This is a genomic window from Mitsuaria chitosanitabida ATCC BAA-476 = NBRC 102408 (genome assembly GCF_001598255.1).
In the GTDB taxonomy this organism is placed as follows: Bacteria; Pseudomonadota; Gammaproteobacteria; order Burkholderiales; family Burkholderiaceae_C; genus Roseateles; species Roseateles chitosanitabidus.
This window is the reverse complement of record NZ_BCYP01000002.1, coordinates 1-21145: the sequence shown is the minus strand read 5'-3', so window position 1 is coordinate 21145 and position 21145 is coordinate 1. Positions and strand designations below refer to the sequence as shown.

The 21145-nt window shown below is 70.1% G+C and carries 22 protein-coding genes; 10 read left to right on the top strand and 12 right to left on the bottom strand.

The window, feature by feature from the left end; all coding sequences use genetic code 11:
* The 4 genes from MCHT01_RS01425 to MCHT01_RS01410 all read right to left on the bottom strand — a co-directional run.
* Window positions 1–1089, bottom strand: a 1089-nt coding sequence (locus MCHT01_RS01425; protein ID WP_174549027.1) for an MCP four helix bundle domain-containing protein, incomplete at its 3' end; no start/stop codon positions are given.
* Between the two features lie 229 nt (window positions 1090–1318).
* A complete protein-coding gene (locus MCHT01_RS01420) occupies window positions 1319–3187 on the bottom strand; it encodes a sensor domain-containing diguanylate cyclase (protein ID WP_067061398.1) in 1869 nt (622 codons plus the stop codon).
* A gap of 40 nt (window positions 3188–3227) precedes the next feature.
* A complete protein-coding gene (locus MCHT01_RS01415; protein WP_067061395.1) occupies window positions 3228–3653 on the bottom strand; it encodes a response regulator in 426 nt (141 codons plus the stop codon).
* Between the two features lie 236 nt (window positions 3654–3889).
* Window positions 3890–5023: an SLAC1 family transporter gene (locus tag MCHT01_RS01410; RefSeq protein WP_067061392.1), complete on the bottom strand. Its 1134-nt coding sequence runs from the start codon at window positions 5021–5023 to the stop codon at window positions 3890–3892.
* Window positions 5024–5138: 115 nt separating this feature from the next.
* Here MCHT01_RS01410 and MCHT01_RS01405 point away from each other — a divergent pair, with 115 nt between their 5' ends.
* From MCHT01_RS01405 to MCHT01_RS01380, 6 genes are all read left to right on the top strand, one after another.
* Entirely contained in the window at window positions 5139–6020 is an 882-nt protein-coding gene (locus MCHT01_RS01405) for a LysR family transcriptional regulator (RefSeq protein ID WP_067061389.1), read from the top strand.
* Between the two features lie 67 nt (window positions 6021–6087).
* Window positions 6088–6570 carry a hypothetical protein gene (locus MCHT01_RS26620; protein ID WP_084451563.1) on the top strand — a complete coding sequence of 161 codons (483 nt, stop codon included), beginning with the start codon at window positions 6088–6090 and terminating at the stop codon, window positions 6568–6570.
* Between the two features lie 164 nt (window positions 6571–6734).
* A complete protein-coding gene (locus MCHT01_RS01395; protein WP_169806077.1) occupies window positions 6735–7703 on the top strand; it encodes a DUF2145 domain-containing protein in 969 nt (322 codons plus the stop codon).
* A gap of 143 nt (window positions 7704–7846) precedes the next feature.
* Window positions 7847–8089 (top strand): hypothetical protein, encoded by a 243-nt coding sequence (locus MCHT01_RS01390; RefSeq protein ID WP_067061383.1) that lies wholly within the window; start codon window positions 7847–7849, stop codon window positions 8087–8089.
* A 9-nt stretch (window positions 8090–8098) separates the two neighbouring features.
* The gene (locus MCHT01_RS01385; RefSeq protein ID WP_067061380.1) at window positions 8099–8692 is read left to right on the top strand and encodes a glycine-rich domain-containing protein; all 594 of its coding nucleotides are present in this window, start codon (window positions 8099–8101) and stop codon (window positions 8690–8692) included.
* Between the two features lie 113 nt (window positions 8693–8805).
* Window positions 8806–10023: a glycerophosphodiester phosphodiesterase gene (locus MCHT01_RS01380; protein WP_067061377.1), complete on the top strand. Its 1218-nt coding sequence runs from the start codon at window positions 8806–8808 to the stop codon at window positions 10021–10023.
* Between the two features lie 28 nt (window positions 10024–10051).
* Here the strand turns inward: MCHT01_RS01380 and MCHT01_RS01375 are convergent, their stop codons facing one another.
* From MCHT01_RS01375 to MCHT01_RS01365, 3 genes are all read right to left on the bottom strand, one after another.
* Complete coding sequence (locus MCHT01_RS01375) at window positions 10052–10558, bottom strand: ASCH domain-containing protein (RefSeq protein WP_067061375.1); 507 nt, start codon at window positions 10556–10558, stop codon at window positions 10052–10054.
* Window positions 10555–12762 (bottom strand): GNAT family N-acetyltransferase, encoded by a 2208-nt coding sequence (locus MCHT01_RS01370; RefSeq protein WP_084451556.1) that lies wholly within the window; start codon window positions 12760–12762, stop codon window positions 10555–10557. The genes MCHT01_RS01375 and MCHT01_RS01370 overlap by 4 nt, the downstream gene beginning before the upstream one ends.
* Before the next feature lie 73 nt (window positions 12763–12835).
* On the bottom strand, window positions 12836–13831 hold the full coding sequence (locus tag MCHT01_RS01365) for an ankyrin repeat domain-containing protein (protein ID WP_067061370.1): 996 nt from the start codon (window positions 13829–13831) through the stop codon (window positions 12836–12838).
* Between the two features lie 258 nt (window positions 13832–14089).
* Between MCHT01_RS01365 and MCHT01_RS01360 the strand changes: the two genes are divergently transcribed.
* The gene (locus MCHT01_RS01360; protein WP_067061368.1) at window positions 14090–15247 is read left to right on the top strand and encodes a hypothetical protein; all 1158 of its coding nucleotides are present in this window, start codon (window positions 14090–14092) and stop codon (window positions 15245–15247) included.
* Between the two features lie 45 nt (window positions 15248–15292).
* Here MCHT01_RS01360 and MCHT01_RS01355 read toward each other — a convergent pair whose 3' ends face one another.
* A complete protein-coding gene (locus MCHT01_RS01355) occupies window positions 15293–16048 on the bottom strand; it encodes an oxygen-binding di-iron domain-containing protein (RefSeq protein ID WP_067061366.1) in 756 nt (251 codons plus the stop codon).
* Here MCHT01_RS01355 and MCHT01_RS27700 point away from each other — a divergent pair.
* Together MCHT01_RS27700 and MCHT01_RS01350 are read left to right on the top strand one after the other, a co-directional pair.
* Complete coding sequence (locus tag MCHT01_RS27700; protein WP_259375130.1) at window positions 16041–16175, top strand: hypothetical protein; 135 nt, start codon at window positions 16041–16043, stop codon at window positions 16173–16175. The genes MCHT01_RS01355 and MCHT01_RS27700 overlap by 8 nt on opposite strands.
* 140 nt (window positions 16176–16315) lie before the next feature.
* Window positions 16316–16534: a hypothetical protein gene (locus MCHT01_RS01350; protein ID WP_067061363.1), complete on the top strand. Its 219-nt coding sequence runs from the start codon at window positions 16316–16318 to the stop codon at window positions 16532–16534.
* A gap of 28 nt (window positions 16535–16562) precedes the next feature.
* Here the strand turns inward: MCHT01_RS01350 and MCHT01_RS01345 are convergent, their stop codons facing one another.
* The 4 genes from MCHT01_RS01345 to MCHT01_RS01330 all read right to left on the bottom strand — a co-directional run bounded on the left by MCHT01_RS01345 (window position 16563) and on the right by MCHT01_RS01330 (window position 20791).
* Window positions 16563–17498, bottom strand: a complete 936-nt coding sequence (locus MCHT01_RS01345; protein WP_067061360.1) for a DMT family transporter — start codon at window positions 17496–17498, stop codon at window positions 16563–16565.
* Between the two features lie 131 nt (window positions 17499–17629).
* Entirely contained in the window at window positions 17630–18292 is a 663-nt protein-coding gene (locus MCHT01_RS01340) for an amino acid ABC transporter permease (RefSeq protein ID WP_067061401.1), read from the bottom strand.
* 58 nt (window positions 18293–18350) lie between these two features.
* Window positions 18351–19367: a cytochrome d ubiquinol oxidase subunit II gene (locus MCHT01_RS01335; protein WP_067061358.1), complete on the bottom strand. Its 1017-nt coding sequence runs from the start codon at window positions 19365–19367 to the stop codon at window positions 18351–18353.
* A complete protein-coding gene (locus MCHT01_RS01330; RefSeq protein ID WP_084451552.1) occupies window positions 19364–20791 on the bottom strand; it encodes a cytochrome ubiquinol oxidase subunit I in 1428 nt (475 codons plus the stop codon). Before MCHT01_RS01330 ends, MCHT01_RS01335 begins: the two co-directional genes overlap by 4 nt.
* 171 nt (window positions 20792–20962) lie before the next feature.
* Between MCHT01_RS01330 and MCHT01_RS27090 the strand changes: the two genes are divergently transcribed.
* Window positions 20963–21145: hypothetical protein (locus MCHT01_RS27090; RefSeq protein WP_218017848.1), on the top strand; the 183-nt coding region annotated here is incomplete at its 3' end.

The window sequence follows — 21145 nt, the reverse complement described above, 5'->3', positions numbered from 1 at the left end:
GGCGATGCGACGGCTGCTGTCGTTGATGCCCTTCATCGTGTCGACGAACTGCTGCACCACCTGGCCGCCGCGCCGCGCCACGTCCGTGGCCGAGCGCGCCAGCTGGTCCGCCTGGGCCGCGTTCTCCGACGTCAGCCTCACCGTCGCGCCGAGCTGGCTCATCGTGGCCGCGGTCTGCTCGAGCGCGCTGGCCTGCTCCTCGGTGCGCTGGCTCAGGTCGCCGTTGCCCATCGCGATCTGCGCGCTGGCGCTGGCCACCGACTCGCTGCCCTGGCGCACGCCGCCGACCACCTGCCGCAGGCTGTGCTGCATGGCCTTGAGCGCCGCGATCAGGCTGCGCTCGTCCCCGGCCCGCACCTCGATGTGGCCGCTCAGGTCGCCGTCCGCCACCTGGCGCACGAGGTGGGCCGCGTCGGCCGGATCGCCGCCCAGCAGCCCGCGCACATGGCGCATCAGCAGCCAGGCCAGCGCCGCCGCGATCACCAGCGCCGCCAGGGTCAGCGAGATGTTCAGGCCGCGGCCCGCCGCATAGCTGCGCGCGGCCTCCTCGCGCGAGCGGGCGCCGCCAGCCGCGTTGAAATCGGCATTGCGCTCGATCGCCTTCACCCAATTGTTGAAGGACGCCCGGGAATCGCCGCGGAAGTAGGCGCGCGTCTCGTTGCCGACGCCTTCGTCGGCGCGGGACAGCTTCAGCAGCTTCTCCTGCGTCTGGAAATAGGCGTCGCGCGCGGCGACGATCTCGCCGTAGAGCCGGCGCTCCTCCTCGCCGCTGATGAAGGGCTGGTAGGCCTTCTCGGCCTCGGCCAGTTCCTGGCGCGCCGCCGTGATCTGGCGCTCGATCTGGTCCATCTCCGACGGGTCGCTGGAGAGCAGATGATCCGGCTCCATGCGGCGGATCTGGTTGGCCTTGACCCGGATCGCGGCCATGCTCTGGATGCTGGGCATCCAGTCCTCCGCGATCTCGGTGGTGCTGCGGTGGATGTGGCTCATCTGCAGCAATCCCATGCCGCCCACCAACGCGCACAGCGCCACCAGCAGCGTGAATGACGCGCCCAGCTTGGCGGACAGGCGCCAGTTTCCGATGTTCATGTTGTTCCTCCCTACGACGTACACCTGGAAGCATCGGCGTTTCCGCGCAGGAAGTTGAGCGGAAATCGGCCCTGTCCCCCGCAAGGGCGACCTTCGGGCGCCAGCCGCGCAGGCGTCCCTCGATCGGTCTGCAACCGGCCTGCGATCGGCGTCGTCGTCCGCCCGACCGCGCGGGCGCGGCCTTCAAACGGCTGTCAGCACCCGTCGCGCGGTCGCGGAATCGGCCGGCTCAGGCGGCGACGGCCCACTCCGAATGCGCGTGCTCGACGATGTGGATCTGGCCCTTGCCGCTGCGCTTGACCGCGTACATGGCCTCGTCGGCGGCGCGCAGCAGTTCGCGGCAGCTGTCGCCGGAACCGCCCAGCACCGCGCCGATGCTGGCGTTGACCGAGACCTTCTCGCCGCTGTCCAGCGTGATGCGGCGCTGGATCGAGAACAGGCAGCGCTGCAGCGTCTGCTCCACGTCCTCGACGCGCGTCACGCCGGAGAGCAGCAGCGCGAACTCGTCGCCGCCCAGCCGTGCCACCACGTCGTTGGCGCGGACCAGCTCCTGCAGGCGGCGGGCGACCTGGATCAGCACCTCGTCGCCGGCCTCGTGGCCGTGGCGGTCGTTGATGGGCTTGAAGCCGTCCAGGTCCAGGTAGCAGACCGAGAAGCCCCGGCCCGTGCGGCGCGCGCCGTTGATGGCGTCGGAGAGCTTCTCCTCGAAGAGCCGGCGGTTGGGCAGGTTGGTCAGCACGTCGCGCAGCGCCAGATGCTGGGCCTGTTCCTCGCTGCGCTTGAGGGCGTCGATGTCGACCAGCATCCACAGCGACTCGGTCTCCGACAGCACGGTGCCGTGCAGGTCGACCCAGAACTCGCTGCCGTCGCGGCGGCGCATGCGCAGCTGCGTCTGGAAGCGGCCGCCGGAGCGGATGGTCGCGGTGCCGACGTCACGGATGTAGGCGTGCTCGCGCGGGCTCAGGAAGAGCACGTCCGCCGGCAGACCCACAAGCTCGCCGGGCGCCAGTCCGAACATGCGCTCCAGCGCGCGGTTGCCCCAGACGGCGTGGCCGTCGCGGATGCGGATCATGCCGATCAGGTCGTTCTGCAGCATCGCGTCCTGCTCGCGCGCCAGGCGCTGCAGCGCGTCCTTGGAGCGGCGCTCGCCGCGGTGCGTGCGGTGGATCAGCCAGGAGGCGGCGGCCACGGCCAGCGCCACCAGCGTGGCCACCAGGATCTGCTGGCGCACCTGCACCAGCCAGCCGGCCAGGAAGTAGTCGGTGCTCATGCCGGTGAACAGCGTCATCGGATAGCCGGCCACCTTGCGGTAGGCGGTGATGCGCTCGACCTTGTCCAGCGCCGTGGGCGTGAGGTAGACGCCGCGCTCGCGGTTCAGCGCCAGGCTCTTGAGCGCCTGCTCGGACAGCGTGCGCGCGCCGAAGCCCTTGGTCGAGCCCGGCTCGCTGGCCGAGAAGCGCGCCACCAGGCCCATCGCGTCGGAGCGCAGCGACACCGCGCCCGACGGGCCCAGCGCCACGCCGCTGAAGCGGTCGACGAAGTGCTGCGCGGTGACGACGGCGTAGACGATGCCGGCGAAGTGGCCGTCGTGGTCGATCAGGCGGCGGGCCAGGATGATGCACCAGTGGCCCTGGGCGCGGCTGTTCAGCGGCTCGGAGATCACCATCGCGTCGGTACGCCGGGCCTGGGCGAAGTAGTCGCGGTCGCCGATGTTGAAGGTGCGCTCGCCGGGCATCAGGCCCTCGACGACGGTGCCGTTGACATCGGTGATGCGCAGCGCGGCGACCTGCGGCAGCAGGCCGCGCTGTTCTTCCATCAGGTGGGCGACCATGTCGTCCTGGTTGGCCGAGCGGCGCGCGCTGCGATAGCGCAGCGCCACGGTGGCCAGGGCGTTGTCGGTGTTGCGCAGCTCGGCGCCGACCTCGACCGCGATGTTCTGGGCCAGGTTCTCGACCACGTCGCGGGCGCGGTCCGTCTCGGCCAGGCGGTAGCTGCGCAGGCTCAGCGTGCTCATCGCCACGAGGGCCACCACGAGCATCAGGTTGCCGACGATCAGCCAGGTGGTCATGCGACCGGGCGGGTTCCAGGCGAACTTCATGGTGGTTCCTCCTCTGATCGTCGTGATGCGCGGGCCGGCCTCAGCCGTTGGCCACGCGGCGTTCATCCACCGGCGCGAAGCCGGCACGGGGCGAGTTGGCTGCGCCGCGGCGGCACAGGTCGTGGAGATCGGCGAGCAGGCGCTCGAAGTCGAAGGCCTTGTCGTAGAAGCCGTCGGCGCCGCGGCGCTCGCACAGGCTGGCATAGGTCTCGCTGGCCTCGGCGGACAGCACGAACACGCGGCCGGCGTAGTCGTGGCGACGGATGCGCGAGAGGACCGACAGCCCGGTGCCCTGCGCGAGCCTCAGGTCCAGCAGCACGACGTCGGGCGTGGTGGCCATGACGGCGGCCACGGCTTCGTCCTCGCCGGCGGCCTGCGCCACGACGGTGATCCCGTCGAGCTGCTCGGCGCGGCGCACCAGCAGTTGGCGGACCGTCACATGATCTTCGATGACAGCGACTTTCATGGGATCCATGGTCGTCGCTGGCGGCCCCGGTCGCCAGAGCGCGGGCGCCCATCCGGCTGAACGTCGGATGCGCCGACGGTTGTCCGCGTTTCACCTACAACCGTGAGCCGGTCGGCCGGGCGCGGCCGGACCCGACAACGCAGGCCCGCCGCCCTGTGACGGATCGCACGTTCTCACGGCGTTCCGTCCGATGTTCCGGCTCATGCGCCGGGTCGTGTTCCGCGTCGTGTTCCGGATCAAGTCATGGCGGGGGCCGCGGGGGCGGTCGCGCCCGGGGCGGAGGTCCCGACCGCCTTGCGCGCCAGATCGAGCCCCGTGCGCAGCGCCACCAGCACCCACAGCGCGAGCAGCAGCGCCCCCAGCGCCAGGCCCAGGTCGGCCAGCGCGCCGAAACCGGTGACCTGGGCCAGCTTCAGCGTCGCCAGCGTGTAGACGCCCAGCGGGAAGGTGAAGCCCCACCAGCCCAGGTTGAACGGCAGCCCGTCACGCCAGCCGTCGCGCAGGTAGTGACGCGTGAACATCAGCGCGCCGGCCAGCCACCAGAAGCCCGCCCCCCACAGCAGCAGGGCGCCGACCAGGCCCAGGTCGCGCGCGGCGCCCATGGCCTCGGCCAGCGGCGTGCCGGCGAAGGCGTGGGCGGCGGCCTCGCCCAAGGTCAGCAGGCCCAGGGCACCGGTCCCGATCGGGCCCAGCGTCAGCCAGCTGGTCACGCCCAGCTCGCGCGCCGGCAGCTTGTGCAGGATCAGGCGGATCAGCACCAGGGTCAGCAGCGAGAAGGCCAGCGGCACGGAGATCCCCCACAGCACGTAGCCCGTGCCGGTGACCCATTGCGCGGTGGCCGCGGGCAGGTGCGGCGCCAGCACCGCGGCGCTGGAGGCCGCCACCTCCGGCGCCACGACGGGCAGCAGCAGCGCGGCGGTGACGCGGTCCAGGCGGTGGTCCTGGCGCGTGATGACCCAGTACGGGACCGCGACGGCCACCAGCACCGAGATCGCGACGTCCGCGATCCACAGGCCCAGCGCGATCGACACCGCGCGTGGGCCGCCGTCGAAGATCACCAGCCCGTTGATGATGGGAACCAGCCCCATGGGCAGCGCGCCGAAGAACAGCGATTGCAGCGGATGTTCCAGCAGCTCGCGCAGCGCGCCGCGGTCGAGCGCGAGGCGGGCCAGCAGCAGGCCCAGGAAGAGGACGAAGAGGCCGGCGTCGAAGGCCCACAGCCCGGTGGCGACCGCATGCGCGGCCTCGGCGGCGGCGCCTTGCAGCGGCAGGGCCGCGAGCACGAGGGCGGCGGCGCCGGTGCCCATGGTGACGGCGAACCAGTTGGGGGTGAAGCCGCGGACGGCGGCCTGGGGGAGGCGGAGGGTCATGGCGTCACTCTAGGGAGCGGCGACGGATATGAAAAATACATTCTTCTGATCCAATCGATGCCTTTCAGGCATTCCACGCCACCGTCCGCCCGAGGCGGGCCGGCGCGCTCCCGTCATGAACTTCACCCACCTCGCCGCCTTCCAGGCGGTGGTCGAGACCGGCAGCGTCACCGCCGCCGCCGAGCGCCTGCATGTGAGCCAGCCGGCGCTCACGCGCGAGATCCGCGCGCTGGAGGAGCGGCTGGGCGTGGTGCTCTTCGATCGCCTGCCGCGCGGCATGCTGCCGACGGAGGCCGGCCGGCTGCTGGCGGGCTTCGGCGCGCAGATCTTCAAGCTGGCCGAGGCGGCCGAGGGCGCGATGGCGGAGTTGACCGGCCTGCAGCGCGGCCAGCTGACGATCGCCGCCAGCCGCACGACCGGCGCCTACGTGCTGCCGCCCATCCTGGACGCCTACCGGCGCCGGCATCCGGGCGTGACGCTGGCGCTGTCGGTCTCCAACACCGAGCAGGTGCAGGCTGAGGTGCGGGCCTTCGAATCGCAGATCGGGCTGATCGAGGGCCCGCACGACACGGCGACCTTCGACTCGCGTTCCCTGGGCGAGGACCTGATCGTGGCCGTGGCCGGTCCCGAGCACCCGCTCGCGAATCGCCGCGGCCTGACCGCCGCCGCGATCGGCGAGGCGGAGCTGGTGATGCGGGAGCCGGGCTCCGGCACGCGCGAGGTGGTGGAGCGCGCCTACGCCTCGCTCGGCCTGAGCCTGGCGCCCCGGCTGTCCATCGGCAGTCCGGAGGCGATCAAGCGCCTGCTGCGGCTGGGCCGCGCGGTGTCGTGGGTATCGCGGCGCTCGGTCGCGGAGGAGCTGGCGGCGGGCGTGCTGGTGGAGCTCAAGGTCCGCGACGTGCGGATCGCGCGGGAGCTCACGATGATCTGGCACCGCGGCCACGCCCCGAGCCCGAGCGCCCTCGCCTTCCGCGCGCTGGCCGAGGCGATCGCGTGATTCATCCCCTATGCTTGCGCCGTCCGGCCGCAGGACGCGGCCGGCGGATCAGCCTTTGGAAGTCGACATGCGCATCCGTACCCAACGCCCCCTGCTCGTCCTGTCCGCGTTCGCGACCGTCACGGTCCTCGCGGCCCTCGCGATCTCCCCGGCCCATGCCGAGAGCTTCGCCGCCTCCGCCTCCAGCGCGGGATCGGTCTCCTCGAAGCAGCTCTCCGACTCCATCGGCCAGTCGAGCAACAGCTCCAGCCGCGACCGCAAGGTCGCCGAGGGCGAGTACCGCGTCGTCACCGCCGATGCCGCCCCGGGCCGCGCCGGCACCACGCGCCTGCAGCTGGAGCCCGTGCGCGCCGAGGGCGGCCAGCCCTTCGTGCTCTACGTCCCCGACGCCGCCATCGCGACCAAGCCCCTGCAGGCCGGCGACCACGTGCTGGCCCGCCAGCGCGCCTACGGTTTCGAGTTCGCCCGGGCCGAGAACCAGCAGGCCTTCCTGCTCGCGCTGCACGACGACTGGCACCGCGAACTCGACGCCCGCCCGGTGACGCTGTGATCGCGGCGGCGCGGCGCACCGCGCCGGCCGTCCAGGGCGTTTCACCGGCTCGCCTGCCTCGGGCACCCGAGGCGATCGGTGCCGTTGATGTCACGAGTGCGTGCGCGACTGGCGTGCTCGGCGTGTGCAGGCCAGTCGGCGCGTTCCGTGCCATCGGCCTCTGCGTGGCGCTCCTGCCTCCAGCCGCGCACGCGGCCACCTTCTGCGACCGCCCCGCCGAGATCAGCGCCACGGAGCAGGACCGGCAGCTGCAGCTCGTCGCCATCGCGCGGCGCGAGCTCGAGACCGGCGACGCGGTCGCCGCGCTGGTGTCGCGCTCGGGCACCGACCTGAGCCGCTTCCGCATCAACTACTCGCACAGCGGTCTCGCGCTGAAGGACAGCCGCGACTCGCCCTGGTCGGTGCGGCAGCTCTACTACGCCTGCGACGAATCGAAGGCGCGGCTCTTCGACCAGGGCCTGGCCGGCTTTCTGCTCAGCGCCGGCAACACCGCGCCCACGCGCCTGTCCATCGTCACCCTGCCCGGCCTCGACGGGGAAGGCCTGGCCCGCGCCGCGCTCGACAACCGCCGCGCGCTCGCGCTGCTCTCGCCGCGCTACAGCGCCAGCGCCTACGCCTTCAGCACGCGCTATCAGAACTGCAACCAATGGGTCGCCGAGATGATGGCCTTCGCCTGGCACGTGCCCGGCACGGAACCCTCCTCCGCCACGGCGCCGACGAACCAGGCGGCATCGACATCGGCATCGCCGCCTGCGCCGGCGACGTCCTCGCCGGCGGCGTCGTTATCCGCCCCTGCGGCCGTCCCCACCCGCGAGCAAGCCCAGCGATGGCTGCAGTCCTTGGGCTACGACCCGGCGCCCGTGGTGGTGCCGTCGCACCTGGTGATGTTCGCCGCGCAGTTCGTGCCGCTGATCCACAGCGACGATCACCCCGTCGACGACCTGTACGCCATGCGCCTGCGCGTCTCGACGCCCACGGCGCTCGAGACCTTCGCCCGCCAGCGCGTGCCACAGGCGCGGCGCATCGAGTTCTGCGCGATCGATCGGCGCGTCGTCGTGCGCCGGGGCTGGGAGCCGCTGCCCGCCGACTGCGCCGCCTCGGACGGCGACGAGATCCTGACGATGGCCGAGTGAGCGGCGCCAGCGATCTAGGGGGTGGCCCCCAGTTGTTGGGATGTGCCGTCCCTCGCCCCTGGACGAATCTGAAGCCGGACACGCCGATCCGCCGCATTCCGCGCCGGCATCGAGCCTGTCGAGCATCCACAGGGAGATCGGACATGAGCGAGTTCACGATGGAAGGCGTGTCGCAGCTGCGGCTGGAAGCGCTGATGACGGAGTTGTCCAAGCGCGTGATGGTGGTGCAGCCCACGGCCATCGAGCACCTGGTCCAGCGCGGCGTGCTGGCGCCGCTGGCGCGGGACGGCTGCTGCAAGCCCGACGGCGGCACCTGCTGCCCCAACGCCAAGCTGCGCGCCGGCCCGGTGGTGGTCGATCCCGGCCGCGCGGGCGGCCTGCGCTGAGCGTCCGCCATGGTCACGGGCGAGCGCCTGCGCGAGGCCTTCCTCGACGCGCCGATGGCGCACTACTTCCGCTGCAAGCTGCCCGGCGTCGACGACGCCGGCCGGCTCGCGCGGATCGAGGAAACGCTGAAGTTCCTCTTCATCTCGGCCGAGTGCACGGGCTCCATCCCGGTCAGCGCCGAGATCGACGAGGTCTGGCACCTGTGGATCCTGCAGACGCGCGAGTACATGGACCTGTGCGATCGCCTGCCCCAGCACGGCTACATCCACCACAGCAGCCACGACTACCTGCGCCACGCCGATCCCTTCATCGGCGAGTCGCAGCCGCTGCGCGAGGACGTCCGCATGCTGGCGCTCTACGTCCGCAACTTCGGCGTCTTCCGCCCGGACCGCCTCCGCTACTGGCTGCTGCCCGCGCACCTGGTCGGCCGCTGCGGCTGGGACCTCGCGGCGCTCAACGAATGGCTGCTGCTCGGCGCCTTCGACTGCGTGACGGATCGAGGCGGCCCCGCGGAGGGCACCGAATGTAAGAGCTGTGTCGAGAGTCCCTGGACCGTGCCGGCCATCATCAAAGCTTCATCTGCCGGGATCTACGCTGCGTGAGTTCTTCACGCGTCGACGACGCGCGGGCCACGCCACTTTCACGACCGGAAGTCCGGGTCGACGGCGTACCGCGCCGTCGACTCCCGTCCATCCCGTCAGAAGGAATGTCCCGCATGAAGCTGCTTCGCCTGGTCCAGACCGTCACGGCCGCCGCCGTGGCCGCCGCGCTCGCGCTGCCGATGAGCGCCTCCGCCCACGACGCCGACGCCACCGGCGTGCGTGCACGCTCGCCGCTGCTGATCGCGCATCGCGGCGCGAGCGGCTACGTGCCCGAGCACACGCTGGCCGCCTACTGGCTGGCCATCGAGCAAGGCGCCGACTATGTCGAGCCCGACCTCGTGCTGACCAAGGATGGCGTGCTGGTGGCCCGTCACGAGAACGCGATCGCCATCCTCCATCCTGACGGCTCGGTGCGCGAGGCCACCACCGATGTGGCCGAGCGTCCCGAGTTCGCGTCCCGCAAGACGACCAAGACCATCGACGGCGTCGCCATCACCGGCTGGTTCACCGAGGACTTCACGCTGGCCGAGCTCAAGACCCTGCGCGCCCGCGAGCGCATCCCGCAGATCCGCGCCGCCAACACGCGCTTCAACGACATGTTCGAGATCCCCACCTTCGAGGAGGTGCTGCAGCTGGTCCAGCAGGCCAACGAGCGCCGGCGCGAGGCCGCCCGCGACGGGAAGGGCGACGGCAAGGGCGATCGCCACGGCCATGGGCACGGCCACGACCGCGTGCGACCGATCGGCGTCTATCCCGAGACCAAGCACCCGAGCTACTTCGCCGGTCTCGGCAAGCCGCTGGAGGAACCGCTGGTGCGGATGCTCGACCGCTATGGCTACCGGGGCGCGGACGCGCCGGTGTTCATCCAGTCCTTCGAGGTCGGCAATCTGCGCAAGCTCAAGCGCATGACCCGCGTGCCGCTGGTGCAGCTGCTCAACGGCTCGGGCCAGCCCTACGACTTCACGCTGAGCGGCGACCGTCGCACCTATGCCGACCTGGCCAAGCCGGCCGGCCTGGCCGAGATCTCCAGCTATGCGCAGGGCATCGGCGCCAACACCTCGCTGATGATCCCGCTGGTGGCGGGACGCCTGGGCGCGCCGACGACGCTGGTAAAGGACGCGCACGCCGCCGGGCTGGTCGTCCATGGCTGGACCTTCCGCGCGGAGAACGTCTTCCTGCCCGACGACTTCGACAGCAGCGCCGATCCCGCGGCCCTCGGCAACCTGGCCGGCCAGATCGAGGCCTTCCTGAAGCTGGGCATGGACGGCCTGTTCAGCGACCAGTCCTTCCTCGCGCGCAAGGCGATCGACCAGTACGTGGGGAAGCGCTGAACGTCGACCATCTCGGCGACGTCCGTGATCAGTTCAAGCGCTTGATCGCGGGCGTCGCCTTGCCGTTGTGTTTCGTCTCTAGGCTCCTGACCTTGCCGCGCCTCGCCGCGAGCCTCGCGGTCAACAATGCACGCAAGGGCGAGTCCGCGTCCATGCGAACGTAGAACTGGGGGGGATGAAACCCCGGCACGGAGTGCCTCAGTTCGTCCAGACGCACTGACTGGATCAGTCTTGTCGGCTCCTCGAGAGGCATGGCGGAAGCTGCCTTGCAACCCACGAAGTAGTCCATGAACTCCTTCCGGGCCAGTCCCGACACCCCACCGAACTTCCTCCATACCGTGTCCGGCGCTCCTGAGTAGAGCTCCCCCGCCACCGCGAACCCGACGATGCAGGCGACCGGCTTCTTCACATAGAACCAAACCAGCGAACCCGCGGGGACATGCATCGAGCGGCGACGAAGTTCGACCGTTTTCGTCCCCGCAAGGATGTTGTTGGCGTGTCGCTCCTCGAGCGAGATCAATACGTGAGTCGTCATTGGAAGCCCTTCTCCAGGATGGCTGTCACTTGCGCCGGAGAGAGCCGTTGCGCGGTCAGCAGTTGTTGGGGCCTTCCGCAGCCAAGCATTTCAAGTTCCCTCAAGGACACCGGCTTGGGAAAGCGCATGACATTGTCGAAGACTGTGATCGTTTTGGTCGTCGAGCTCCCGATCTCGGAGAGTTGCCCCTCTGAGAGAGCGGAAGCCAAGAGATCCTCGGGCTGAAAGCTCGATTCCTCCTGATGGTAGGCACGGAGCACTCGGCCCATCGCGACGACTGATCCAGAGCCTCGGTCGGACAGAGATTCATAGAAGAAGAGAAGGTCCCCCCGCTCGAAGCTCTTGAGCGTATTTCGACCGCTCAAGTAGTGGCGTTGCGGCGTCAGCTGCGACTTGTTCAGAGGCAGGAATGACATCTGCGGCGACTGCGCCAGCAGTTGCTCCTCGAACCGACGTCGGATGGGCACCATCACACCAGCTCTCCCGGGTAGACAGAGCAGTGCGGGGGCCAGCAGCGACTCCAGTTGGAAGATCGGAACCCAAGCGCGCTCCCCGTCCGGCCGAACGACAGGCACCGCTTGGTCGACGTGGCGATAGTCTGGCGCCGCCTCTGGCAAGACGACTGAGGCCGTTCGCTTGAGCTGTTGCTGAACCGAAGTCCAATTGGCGGGCCGCAGACGGTCCTTGATCGCAATCTTCATCAGCTCCGTGCTGGCCGAAGGCGAGGCCGTATAGCCGAATGCGGCTGCGACCTCACGCAGTTCCGCTTGCCGAGGCGGGCAACTGAGATGGATCAGGGCCACGCCCCCCGCCGGAACGGAGTCGGCCAACCGATGGAGCAACGCCTGCGCCGACTCTCGAGCACCAGGCCGACGTTCGGACACCGCCATGTGCGCATGGCTCGCCGCGCCATGGAGGCTCACAGGCCATGCGACATAGCCAACGATCTCGCTGCCGCACCGAGCGACCAGACGGACACATGCCGACGTCTGCGCGTCGTCTCCCGTCGCCGCCCACTGTCCCACCTGATCCGGAACCTCGACACCCACTTCGGTCAGGAGCTCCCGGACCTCGGAGACATCCCGATCCGAGGCGAGTTCCACAGTGATCAGGTGGTTGCCGCCGCCTCCGTGCACCACCCGTTCCTCGTGCTCGTCCAACGGTGCCTGGAAGAGCTTCGGGGAGATCGCGTCTACCCCAAACTCCCTGCGTAAGGCAGGAGCGCTGTTCAAGATCGTCTCGTCATTGGTGATAAGCCCGGGGAGTGCGCAGTGCACCGCTGTCGCCAGATGCCTCAGGTCGGACAGATCATTGGCATTCAGCGTCCCGGCTCCTGCGCGATCCGGGAAGACAAGCTCGACGAGCCGAGGAAGGAGCCGATCCAGCACATCGCTTTCCGGAACGGGAAAGCGCGCAAAGGTTGACGCGAATGACAGCATGGGATCGGTCTTCGCGTCCTTGGCCGTTCGCCTCAACTCCACCTCGATCTCCGAACTGATGGCCAGGGAGCAGATCTGCATCCGCTCCGCCTTGAACACATCCATGGCCAGTCGGTGCCGCTCCCGCCTTGGACCGAGATCGAACAGCACGTTCAGGTCCAGCAAGTAGAGCGGTCTTGTCCGTTGCTCGCCGATATCCAGGCCCAGTGGGTCAGCTGCCGTGATGCCACTTCTCTCGAAAAGCTGGGGCGTGTTCAGTTCATGCGCACGGACGACGATCGTCCGGTTCTTCCGCATGCCCCCAAGTTCGAGACGTTGCGGATAGAAGCCTTGTCCGTTCCAGAACCCGTTGGCAGCCACCAGATCCTCCGCGACCCGAGCATGAATCGAGATGAAGCCCAACTGGGTCAAGTGAGTCTTGAGTTCATTGAGCAGTGCTGCACCTACCCTTCGTCCCCGATGTGCCGCGGCCACGTGAATCTGACGGACATGGGCCTTGGGGAAGGTCACATCGAAGAGCAGATGGCCGCCGTAAGTTCGCGTGTCGTCGCCATCCACTGTCGCGATGAATAGCTGCTGGCGTCGGCAGTAGTCACCGTAGACAGAGTCTGGAAAGAACCCGAGCGCGTTGCGATCAGCATCTGCCGCAGCCACGACGTCATTCAGAAATGCGGCGACGCCAACCGGCTCGACCAAGATCGATGTCCCGCGTTCTTCCATTGATCCCTCGCCTCGAAAGGTCTCGATGCGACAGATCGTAAGCATGCAGGAACGATCACCACTCGAGGCTTGTTGTCGTGATCCCACTTCGTCCCAATACGCTCCGAAGCGGTATTGACTACCGCGCCCCGCGCTCCTTCAGCAAGGCGATCATCTGCTCGTCCTTGTTGTAGCGGGCGCGCCCCAGGACGGTGGTGCCGTCCTTGGCGGCCAGCCGCGCATTGGCGCCGCGGTCCAGCAGCAACCGGACCGTGTCCATCACGCCGATGCCGGCCGCCAACCAGAGCGGCGAGGCGCCGTCCAGATCGCGGGCGTCGAGCTCGGCGCCGCGGTCGAGCAACTGCTTCGCGACATCGTCGGCCCCGTGGAACGCCGCGTGATGCAGGGGCGTCCAGCGCTTGTCGTCCACCGCGCGCGGGTCCGCGCCCAGCGAGAGCAGGTAGGCCGCCACCTGCGCCCGTCCCTCCTCCGCATGCGTCGGCGCGTCGTCGAGCGCCGCGACGTCGAACAGCGTCCGCGTGGCCAGCACCGGCTGCTCGCCGACCAGTCTCGGCGCCAGCAGCTTCAAGGCCTCCAGGCGGCCGGCCTCCGCCGCATTCCCCCACGCGTTGCGGACCAGCGCCGGATCGGGATTCGTCGCGAGCATCCAGCGCATCAGGTCCAGGTCGCCGTAGCTGGCGGCCTGCGCCAGCGGGCTCATCCGGAACGCGTCCCGCGCGGACAGGTCGGCGTGCGCGGCCAGCAGCCGCTTCACCACCTCGGCATGGCGCCCCCGCGTGGCGGCGACCAGCGCGGTCGCCTCGCCGTCGGCCTTCGAGGGCGTGTCGACCTTCATCCCGGCGTCGAGGTAGAGCTTCACCGCCCGATCGTCGCCCCGGCCCGCGGCGGCCACGAAGGCATCGGCCTGGAAGGGCAGCCCGATCCGCGCCAGTTCCTCGCGCGGATCGGCGGCCTTCGCGGGCCGGACCAGGTCGACCAGCATCCTCGCCGAATCGGTGAAGCTCGCCACGCCGCCCACGATCGCGGCGACGACCAGCGCCACCGCGACGACGCGCGGGCGCTTGAGGCGATTCAGGAACTGCTCGTGCGGCAACGGGGTCGGCGCGTCGGGCATGGAGGCTCCAGCGGCAGGAACGGCGGTGGACGACGGGAACTGCTCGAGGGCGCGCGCGGGGCGCCGCCATCGGCGGCAAGCGCCGTGCCCATCGGCGCCGGCGCGCGAGGACAGCGACGGCCGGACGGGCCGCGCGGGGGCCGCCGGATCTTGGCATGGACGTCGGTCCGGCGTCATTGTCAGAAGCACTCGCTAGACTTGCCGGGCGCCGGCTATCGCACGACCCGCGACGGCGCCTCAACGATGGAGTCCCCCCGCATGCCCTCGACCCCGCCGCTGCCGCTCCTGCCCGCGCCCGAACTGACCGGCGTGGACCAGGTCGTCGCCGACCCGCTGCGCTTCAAGGCCAAGCTCGCCATCGGCGAGGCGGCCTACGCCTCGCTGCGCATGATCAACCGCGGCCGAGAGGTGTGGGACGTGCTCGGCGCCGCGGGCGCGGGCGCGGCGGTCGCCAAGACGGGGATGGTGGCCTCGCTGATCGGCGCGTCGGCCACGCCGCTGGGCGTGGTGGCCCTGGCCGCCCTGGCCTCGGGGGGCGCCTGCTACGGCATGTACCGCCTGCTGAGCTCGACCAAGGGCGACCGCGTCATCGAGATCCCCAAATACCTGAACACGCCGCTGGACACCCTGGGCCTGGCGCTGTTCGACCTGATCGCGCCGCTGGCGCTGCGGCTGGCCGCCGTCGACGGGACCGTCGAGGCGGCGGAGCGCCAGTACCTGGTCGAGCACCTGATCGGCGACTGGGGCCTGAGCCGCCCCTTCGTCGAGCAGTCGGTGGCCGTGGTCGAGGCGCGGCTGATGGGCAGCGAGCTGGAGGCCCTGGCCATCGAGGGCGCCGAGTTCCTGCACATGAACCCCGACTGCAACCACGCCACGATCGCCAAGGAGCTGGGCGTGTTCCTGCGCGGGATGCTGGAGGCCGGCGGTCCGCTGACGGCGCAGGAGACCGAGGCGCTGGACACCGTCGTGCGGCTGCTGTCGACCGCGCCGGCGGGCGAGCTGTCCAAGCGCTGGAACCAGGCCATGAGCGCCGCCGGCGGCGCGGCCGGCCAGGTGCGGACCGTGCTGGTCGGCGCGGCCGACTGGACGCAGGGACGCCTGCCCAGCGCCGATCAGGTCCGCACGACGACGACCGCCGCCGCCGCGCAGGCCTGGGACACGGCGCAGAGCGCGGCGCAGGTCGCCGCCGACGCGGCGGCCCAGGCGGCCGACGCCGCGAAGAAGGCGGCCAGCTGGACGCAGGATCGCCTGCCCAGCGGCGAGCAGGTGCTCTGCACCACGACGGACGCGGCCTCGCAGGCGATCGACATCGCGAGGAAGGGCTTCGGCTGGGCCAAGGACATCACCGTGCGCGCCGCCGGCAGCGCCGGGCTGGACAAGCTGCCGGGACGCGGCGGCGATCCGAAGAAGCACTGAGCGCGCGCCCTCGCGCGCGAGCGCGGGGACGGCCCTCCGTCCCGCTCAGGTCGGCAGCGCGTAGTCCCGCTGCGACACCAGGTCGATGCCGCACTGCAGCGTGCCGACCCAGTCGATGAACTGCCGGACCGCCTCGCCCACCAGCGGGGCGCCGTGCTGCGGCACGATCATGCGGATGGGCAGCGGGCGGACCATCTCGGCCCAGAGCTTGAGCACCTTGCCGCTGACCATGTAGCGGCGGTGGAAGGCCGCCATCGACGCGATGTGAGGCCCCAGGTCGGAGATGGTGCGGCCCGGATCCACGCCGATGGACACGCCGAGGTCGCCGGAGAACAGGATGCCGCTGGCCGGATCCCAGAACTGGAAGTTGCCCTCCGAATGCATGAAGTGCGCGGGCAGCGCGATCAGGTCCGAGGCGCCGATGGGGATGTGCATGCCGCGGTCGGGGATGCCGACCACGCGGCCGGTGGTCTTGCCCGGCTTGCAGAAGTGCGGGATGAAGCGCTCCCAGATGGTCGAGATGTAGACGGGAGCGGAGGTCGCCGTCATCCACCGGTCCAGCGACGCGATGATGTCCGGGTCCGCGTGCGAGGCGACGATGGCCGACAGGCGATGCGGCGGGAAGCAGCCGGTCATGCCGATGTAGAGGTCGTTGTAGGCCAGGTTGCCGCCGGGATCGATGACCGCGCCGGTGCCGTCGTCCACGATCAGGAACTGGTTGGCCTGCACCCCGTCGTCGTGGCCGAAGTCGCTGAACATCAGGCATCGATGCCCGCCGCCGCTGAAGAGTTCGATGGGCATCGTCGCCGTCCCTGTTGAAAGCGGCCACGATACCGATCGCCCCGGCGCATCCGCGCGGGCGGGCGAGCCCCCGAGCATCGAATTGACGCATCTCAAGACGGCGGGCGATCTGCATCGCGGTTCGTGAACGCGGCGCCACATCGGGCCGAGACCCACATCACGACGAGGCGCCGTCCTACGTGCGGCGGCGCACGCTCAGGCTCCAATGGGTCACCCCGTCGCGGCCGCCGGTCGCGCGGGACAGATCAACAACATCTGGAGGACGCCATGGGTGGCATTCGCATCGTTGCCGTGATCCTGATCGTCGCGGGCGTGCTCGGACTGGTCTACGGCGGGTTCTCGTACACGAAGGAGAACACCGCCGCGAAGATCGGCCCGATCGAGCTCAAGGTCGAGGAGACCAAGCAGGTCAACATCCCGCTGTGGGCCGGCATCGCCGCCATCGCGGTCGGCGGCGTCGCGCTGCTGGGCGCGTCGCGCAAGTGAGGCCCTCGCGCCGTCGAGGCGCCTGGGCTCAGCGGCGGCCGAAGTTCATGAGCAGCGTGCCGCCGATGGCCAGCGCGCCGCCGACCAGCAGCGAGGCGTCCACGACCTCGCCCAGCCACAGCGCCGAGAACACCACGCCGAAGACCGGCACCAGCGTGATGTAGCCGGAGGCCGCGCCGGCGCCCAGCGCCTTCACGCCCTGGAAGTACCAGGCGTAGGCGATCGCGGTCGATCCGGCCGCCAGCGCCAGCAGGCAGACCCACACGTTCATCGGGGCGTCCGGCACCGCCGCCCAGGCGGCCGGCCCCTCGACCACCAGGCTGGTGACCAGCAGCATCGTCGCGCCGATGGCGGCGGTGACACCGGTGGTGGTCAGCGCGTCCACGCCGGCCATCACGCGCCGGCCGATCAGCGTGTACCCGACCCAGCACACCACGCAGCCCAGCAACAGCACCTCGCCCGCGCCGACCCGGCCGTCGAGGACATGCCAGGGCTCGCCGCGCGTGATCACCGTGACCGCGCCGACGACGGCCAGCACCATGCCCAGGCCGATGACGCGGTTCAGGCGCTCCTTGAAGAGCCAGGCCGCGAGCAGCAGGGTCATCGCCGGATTCATCGTCACCACCAGGGCCGCCTTGCCGGCGGGCACCTGCTTCAGCCCCATCATGAAGAAGGTCGCGTAGCCGAAGACGCCGAAGCTGGCGGCCAGCGCCATGCCGCCCCAGCGGGAGGCGCTCCAGCCGCGCAGCGCCGCGAGGCGCCCGCTGCGCTGCAGCCAGATCATCAGCAGCGCCGTCGCCAGCAGGAAGCGGCAGGCCGCGGCCGCCAGCGGCGGCAGCGACTGCGCCAGCACCCGCCCCCAGGGCCACGAGGCGCCCCACAGCACCGCCATGCCGATCAGGCGCAGGTGGGTGGCGAGGTGGGACGGCGCGGCGGCGGCAGGCACGTGGGGGGCGGAGTTCATGGACAGGGACTATGCCGCCGGCGTCCGGACGGGCCGGCGAGTAATCGCACGGCGCGCGCCCGCGGCGACACGGGGATCGGGGACGACGAAGGTCAGTGGACGGAGGGGGCCGATCGGCGCGGATCGACGGCTCAATGCGGATAGGCCATCCGCTTCTCCATCCACTTCTGCAAGCGCTCGAAGGCGAAGCTGAGGATCCAGTAGATGCAGGCGGCGGCGATGTAGAGCGGGAAGGGCTGGAAGGTGGTCGAGATGAGCTCCTTGGTGGCGAGCATCAGCTCGGTGACCGCGATGACCGACACCAGCGAGGTGTCCTTGATCAGCGAGATCAGGCTGTTGGACAGGCTGGGCACCGCCGCGCGCAAGGCCTGCGGGCCGATGATGTAGCGCAGCGTCTGGTGGCGGCTCAGGCCCAGGCTGGTGCCCGCCAGCCACTGGCCCTGCTCCACCGCGCCGATGGCGCCGCGCAGGGTCTCGCTCATGTAGGCGGCGACGTTGAGCGTCAATGTCAGCACGCCGGCGGCGAGCGGGGAGAACTCGATGCCGATGCTGGGCAGTCCGTAGTAGACGATGAAGACCTGCACCAGCAGCGGCGTCCCGCGCATCGCGCTGACGTAGACCTTGACGATCGCGTCCAGTCCCCACACGCCCAGCACGCGGATCAGCGTGATCAGCCCCGCCAGCGGCAGCCCGAAGACCATCGACATCACCGCGAAGACCAGCGTGTAGCCGGTGCCCTTGAGCATCACCGGCCAGGCCATCTGGGCGAGGGAAACGAGCGAGGGGAGGTCCATGAAGGGATGGCGTCGGCGCAAAGGGCCGATGTTGCCATCAACGGCGAAGGACGAGGCGTCAGTAGGCGAGAAGCCGCGTCTTCCCCCGGAACACGCGATAGGAGAACAGCGAGTAGGCCGCGATGACGGGGATCGTGAGGCCCGCCCCGACGAGCATGAAGCGCAGCGACTCGTCGGCGGCCGCGGCGTCCCAGAGGGTGATGCGGTCGATGACGACGAAGGGGAAGAGGCTGTACGAGAGCCCGAAGAAGCTGAGCGTCAGCACCAGCACGACAAGCGCGAACGGTGCCCAGCACAGCTTGCCCCGCGCGCGATGCGAGTTGAGCAGCCCCCGCGCGGCGACCATGGCCAGCAGCGCGATCACCGGCAGCGGCGCCAGCGCGATCACGCCGGGCAGCGCGAACCAGCGCTCCCGCACCGTCGCGCTGAGCGCGGGCGACGCGACCGAGACGATCAGCAGCCCCGCCACCACGACCGGCCAGGCCGCCTTGGCCCATCCGATCGCGCGCGCCTGCAACCGGCCCTCGGTCTTCATGACCAGCCAGCCCGCGCCGAGCAGCACATAGCAGCCCGTGAGCGCCAGCGAGATCGCCGCCGCGAAGCCCAGCGCCGCCACGCCGTCGTGGAAGCCGGTGACGTAGCGCCCCAGCATCCAGCCCTGGCTCAGCGAGGCCAGCAGCGAGCCCCCCGCGAAGACCAGGTCCCAGCGCCGCTTGTGGGCCGGATCGCCCTTGGCGCGGAAGTCGAAGGCCGCGCCACGCAGGATCAGCCCCAGCAGCATCAGCACCACCGGCGCGTACAGCGCCGTCAGCACCACGCCCTGCGCCTTCGGGAAGGCGATCAGCAGCAGGCCCACGGCCAGCACCAGCCAGGTCTCGTTGGCATCCCAGAAGGGACCGATGGACGCCACCATGCGGTCGCGATCGGCCTCGGGCGCGCCGCCGGACAGCATGCCCACGCCCAGGTCGTAGCCGTCCAGCACGACATAGATCAGCAGCGACAGCCCCATCAGGCCCATGAAGATCACGGGCAGCAGGCTGCCCTCCCCGGCGTTCATCACGGTGAGCGCGTTCATGCGAAGGTCCTCGAGATCACGGGCGACGCGCCCGCGGCGGGGGGAGTGCCGGCCTGTCCGGCGGGAGATCCGGACCGCGGCGCATCGGTCGGATCGAAGGGGCCGGCGGCCGCGGCGTCAGCCGCCTTGCCGCCCTTCTCCGCCATGCGCTTGATGGCGGCGATGTAGGCGATCAGCAGCGCCAGGTAGACGGTCGCGTAACCGGCGAGCGAGGCCGCGATCATCGCGCCCGGATTGCGCGCCGCCACCTCGTGCGTCTGGATCACGCCGTAGACGATGAAGGGCTGGCGGCCGATCTCCGTCACGTACCAGCCGGCCACCGTGGCGACCCAGCCGGAGAAGGTCATCAGCGACAGGCCCCACAGCCACGCGCGCGGCAGCCGCGTCCAGCCCGAGCGGCGGAACAGCCACCATCCACCCCAGCCCGCGATCAGCATCGCCACGCCCATCCCGACCATCACGCGGAAGCCGTAGAACAGCGGCTTGACCGGCGGATGCCTGCCCTCGAACTCGTTCAGGCCGCGGATCTCGCCGTCGGTGTCGTGCTTGAGGATGAGGCTCGCGAGCCGCGGAATGCCGATGGCCAGGCGGTTCTCCTTCGCCTGCTCGTCGGGCACGGCGAACAGCAGCAGCGGCGCGCCGCGCTCGGTCTCCCACACGCCTTCCATCGCGGCGATCTTGGCCGGCTGGTGCTGGAGCGTGTTGAGGCCGTGCATGTCGCCCGCGAGGAACTGCAGCGGGATCAGCACCGCCGCCATCGTCAGCCCGAGGCGCAGGACGCGCGGCGTCTCCGCGCGGGCGACGCCCTTGAGCATCTGCCAGGCGCTGACGCCGGCCAGCAGGAAGGCCACCGTCAGGCCCGACGCCAGCAGCTTGTGGGCCAGGCGGTACGGGAAGGACGGGTTGAAGACGATGGCCCACCAGTCGGCGGCGTGCATCACGCCGTCGCGGATCTCGTAGCCGGTGGGCGTCTGCATCCAGGAGTTGAGGCTCAGGATCCAGAAGGCGCTCAGCGTCGTGCCGAAGGCCACCGTCGCGGTGGCGATGAAGTGCACGCGCGGGCTGACGCGCTCGCGGCCGAACAGCATGATCCCGAGGAAGCCGGCCTCGAGGAAGAAGGCGGTCAGCACCTCGTAGCCCAGCAGCGGGCCGGCGATGTTGCCGGCGCGCTCCATGAAGCCCGGCCAGTTGGTGCCGAACTGGAAGCTCATGGTGACGCCGCTGACGACGCCGAGCGCGAAGCTCAGGGCGAAGACCTTGGTCCAGAACTGGTAGGCCGCGAACCAGGCGGCATCGCCACGTCGTCGCCAGCGCCAGAGCATGAAGAGCACGACCCAGCCGAGCGCGATCGTGATGGTCGGGAAGAGGATGTGGAAGGTGATGTTCAGCGCGAACTGCAGGCGCGCAAGGATGAGCGGGTCCATGGCCGCGCAGTGTTGGGCATTGCGCGATCGCAAGGAAGGGACAGATCGTCCTAGGACGGATTGCCCTAGGGCAGATCGTCCTAGGACAAATTGCCCCGGCGCTCTGGCATGCGACGGCCCTCACCCCCGCCCTCTCCCGCGCAGCGGGAGAGGGGGTGCACCGAGACCCTCGTGCTCGTGCTCGTGCTCGTGCTCGTGCTCGTGCTCGTGCTCGTGCTCACGCTCGTGCCCATGTCCATGCCCATGCTCATGCCCATACTCGTGCCCATGCTCATGCTCATGCTCATGCTCATGCCCATGCCCATGCCCATGCCCATGCCCATGCCCATGCCCATGCCCATGCTCGTGCTCGTT

Coding starts and splice junctions, on each gene's coding strand:
- MCHT01_RS01420 (WP_067061398.1), bottom strand. CDS start 3,187: ATGAAGTTCGCCTGGAACCCGCCCGGTCGCATGACCACCTGGCTGATC.
- MCHT01_RS01415 (WP_067061395.1), bottom strand. CDS start 3,653: ATGAAAGTCGCTGTCATCGAAGATCATGTGACGGTCCGCCAACTGCTG.
- MCHT01_RS01410 (WP_067061392.1), bottom strand. CDS start 5,023: ATGACCCTCCGCCTCCCCCAGGCCGCCGTCCGCGGCTTCACCCCCAAC.
- MCHT01_RS01405 (WP_067061389.1), top strand. CDS start 5,139: ATGAACTTCACCCACCTCGCCGCCTTCCAGGCGGTGGTCGAGACCGGC.
- MCHT01_RS26620 (WP_084451563.1), top strand. CDS start 6,088: ATGCGCATCCGTACCCAACGCCCCCTGCTCGTCCTGTCCGCGTTCGCG.
- MCHT01_RS01390 (WP_067061383.1), top strand. CDS start 7,847: ATGAGCGAGTTCACGATGGAAGGCGTGTCGCAGCTGCGGCTGGAAGCG.
- MCHT01_RS01385 (WP_067061380.1), top strand. CDS start 8,099: ATGGTCACGGGCGAGCGCCTGCGCGAGGCCTTCCTCGACGCGCCGATG.
- MCHT01_RS01380 (WP_067061377.1), top strand. CDS start 8,806: ATGAAGCTGCTTCGCCTGGTCCAGACCGTCACGGCCGCCGCCGTGGCC.
- MCHT01_RS01375 (WP_067061375.1), bottom strand. CDS start 10,558: ATGACGACTCACGTATTGATCTCGCTCGAGGAGCGACACGCCAACAAC.
- MCHT01_RS01370 (WP_084451556.1), bottom strand. CDS start 12,762: ATGCTTACGATCTGTCGCATCGAGACCTTTCGAGGCGAGGGATCAATG.
- MCHT01_RS01365 (WP_067061370.1), bottom strand. CDS start 13,831: ATGCCCGACGCGCCGACCCCGTTGCCGCACGAGCAGTTCCTGAATCGC.
- MCHT01_RS01360 (WP_067061368.1), top strand. CDS start 14,090: ATGCCCTCGACCCCGCCGCTGCCGCTCCTGCCCGCGCCCGAACTGACC.
- MCHT01_RS27700 (WP_259375130.1), top strand. CDS start 16,041: ATGGGCATCGTCGCCGTCCCTGTTGAAAGCGGCCACGATACCGATCGC.
- MCHT01_RS01355 (WP_067061366.1), bottom strand. CDS start 16,048: ATGCCCATCGAACTCTTCAGCGGCGGCGGGCATCGATGCCTGATGTTC.
- MCHT01_RS01350 (WP_067061363.1), top strand. CDS start 16,316: ATGGGTGGCATTCGCATCGTTGCCGTGATCCTGATCGTCGCGGGCGTG.
- MCHT01_RS01345 (WP_067061360.1), bottom strand. CDS start 17,498: ATGAACTCCGCCCCCCACGTGCCTGCCGCCGCCGCGCCGTCCCACCTC.
- MCHT01_RS01340 (WP_067061401.1), bottom strand. CDS start 18,292: ATGGACCTCCCCTCGCTCGTTTCCCTCGCCCAGATGGCCTGGCCGGTG.
- MCHT01_RS01335 (WP_067061358.1), bottom strand. CDS start 19,367: ATGAACGCGCTCACCGTGATGAACGCCGGGGAGGGCAGCCTGCTGCCC.
- MCHT01_RS01330 (WP_084451552.1), bottom strand. CDS start 20,791: ATGGACCCGCTCATCCTTGCGCGCCTGCAGTTCGCGCTGAACATCACC.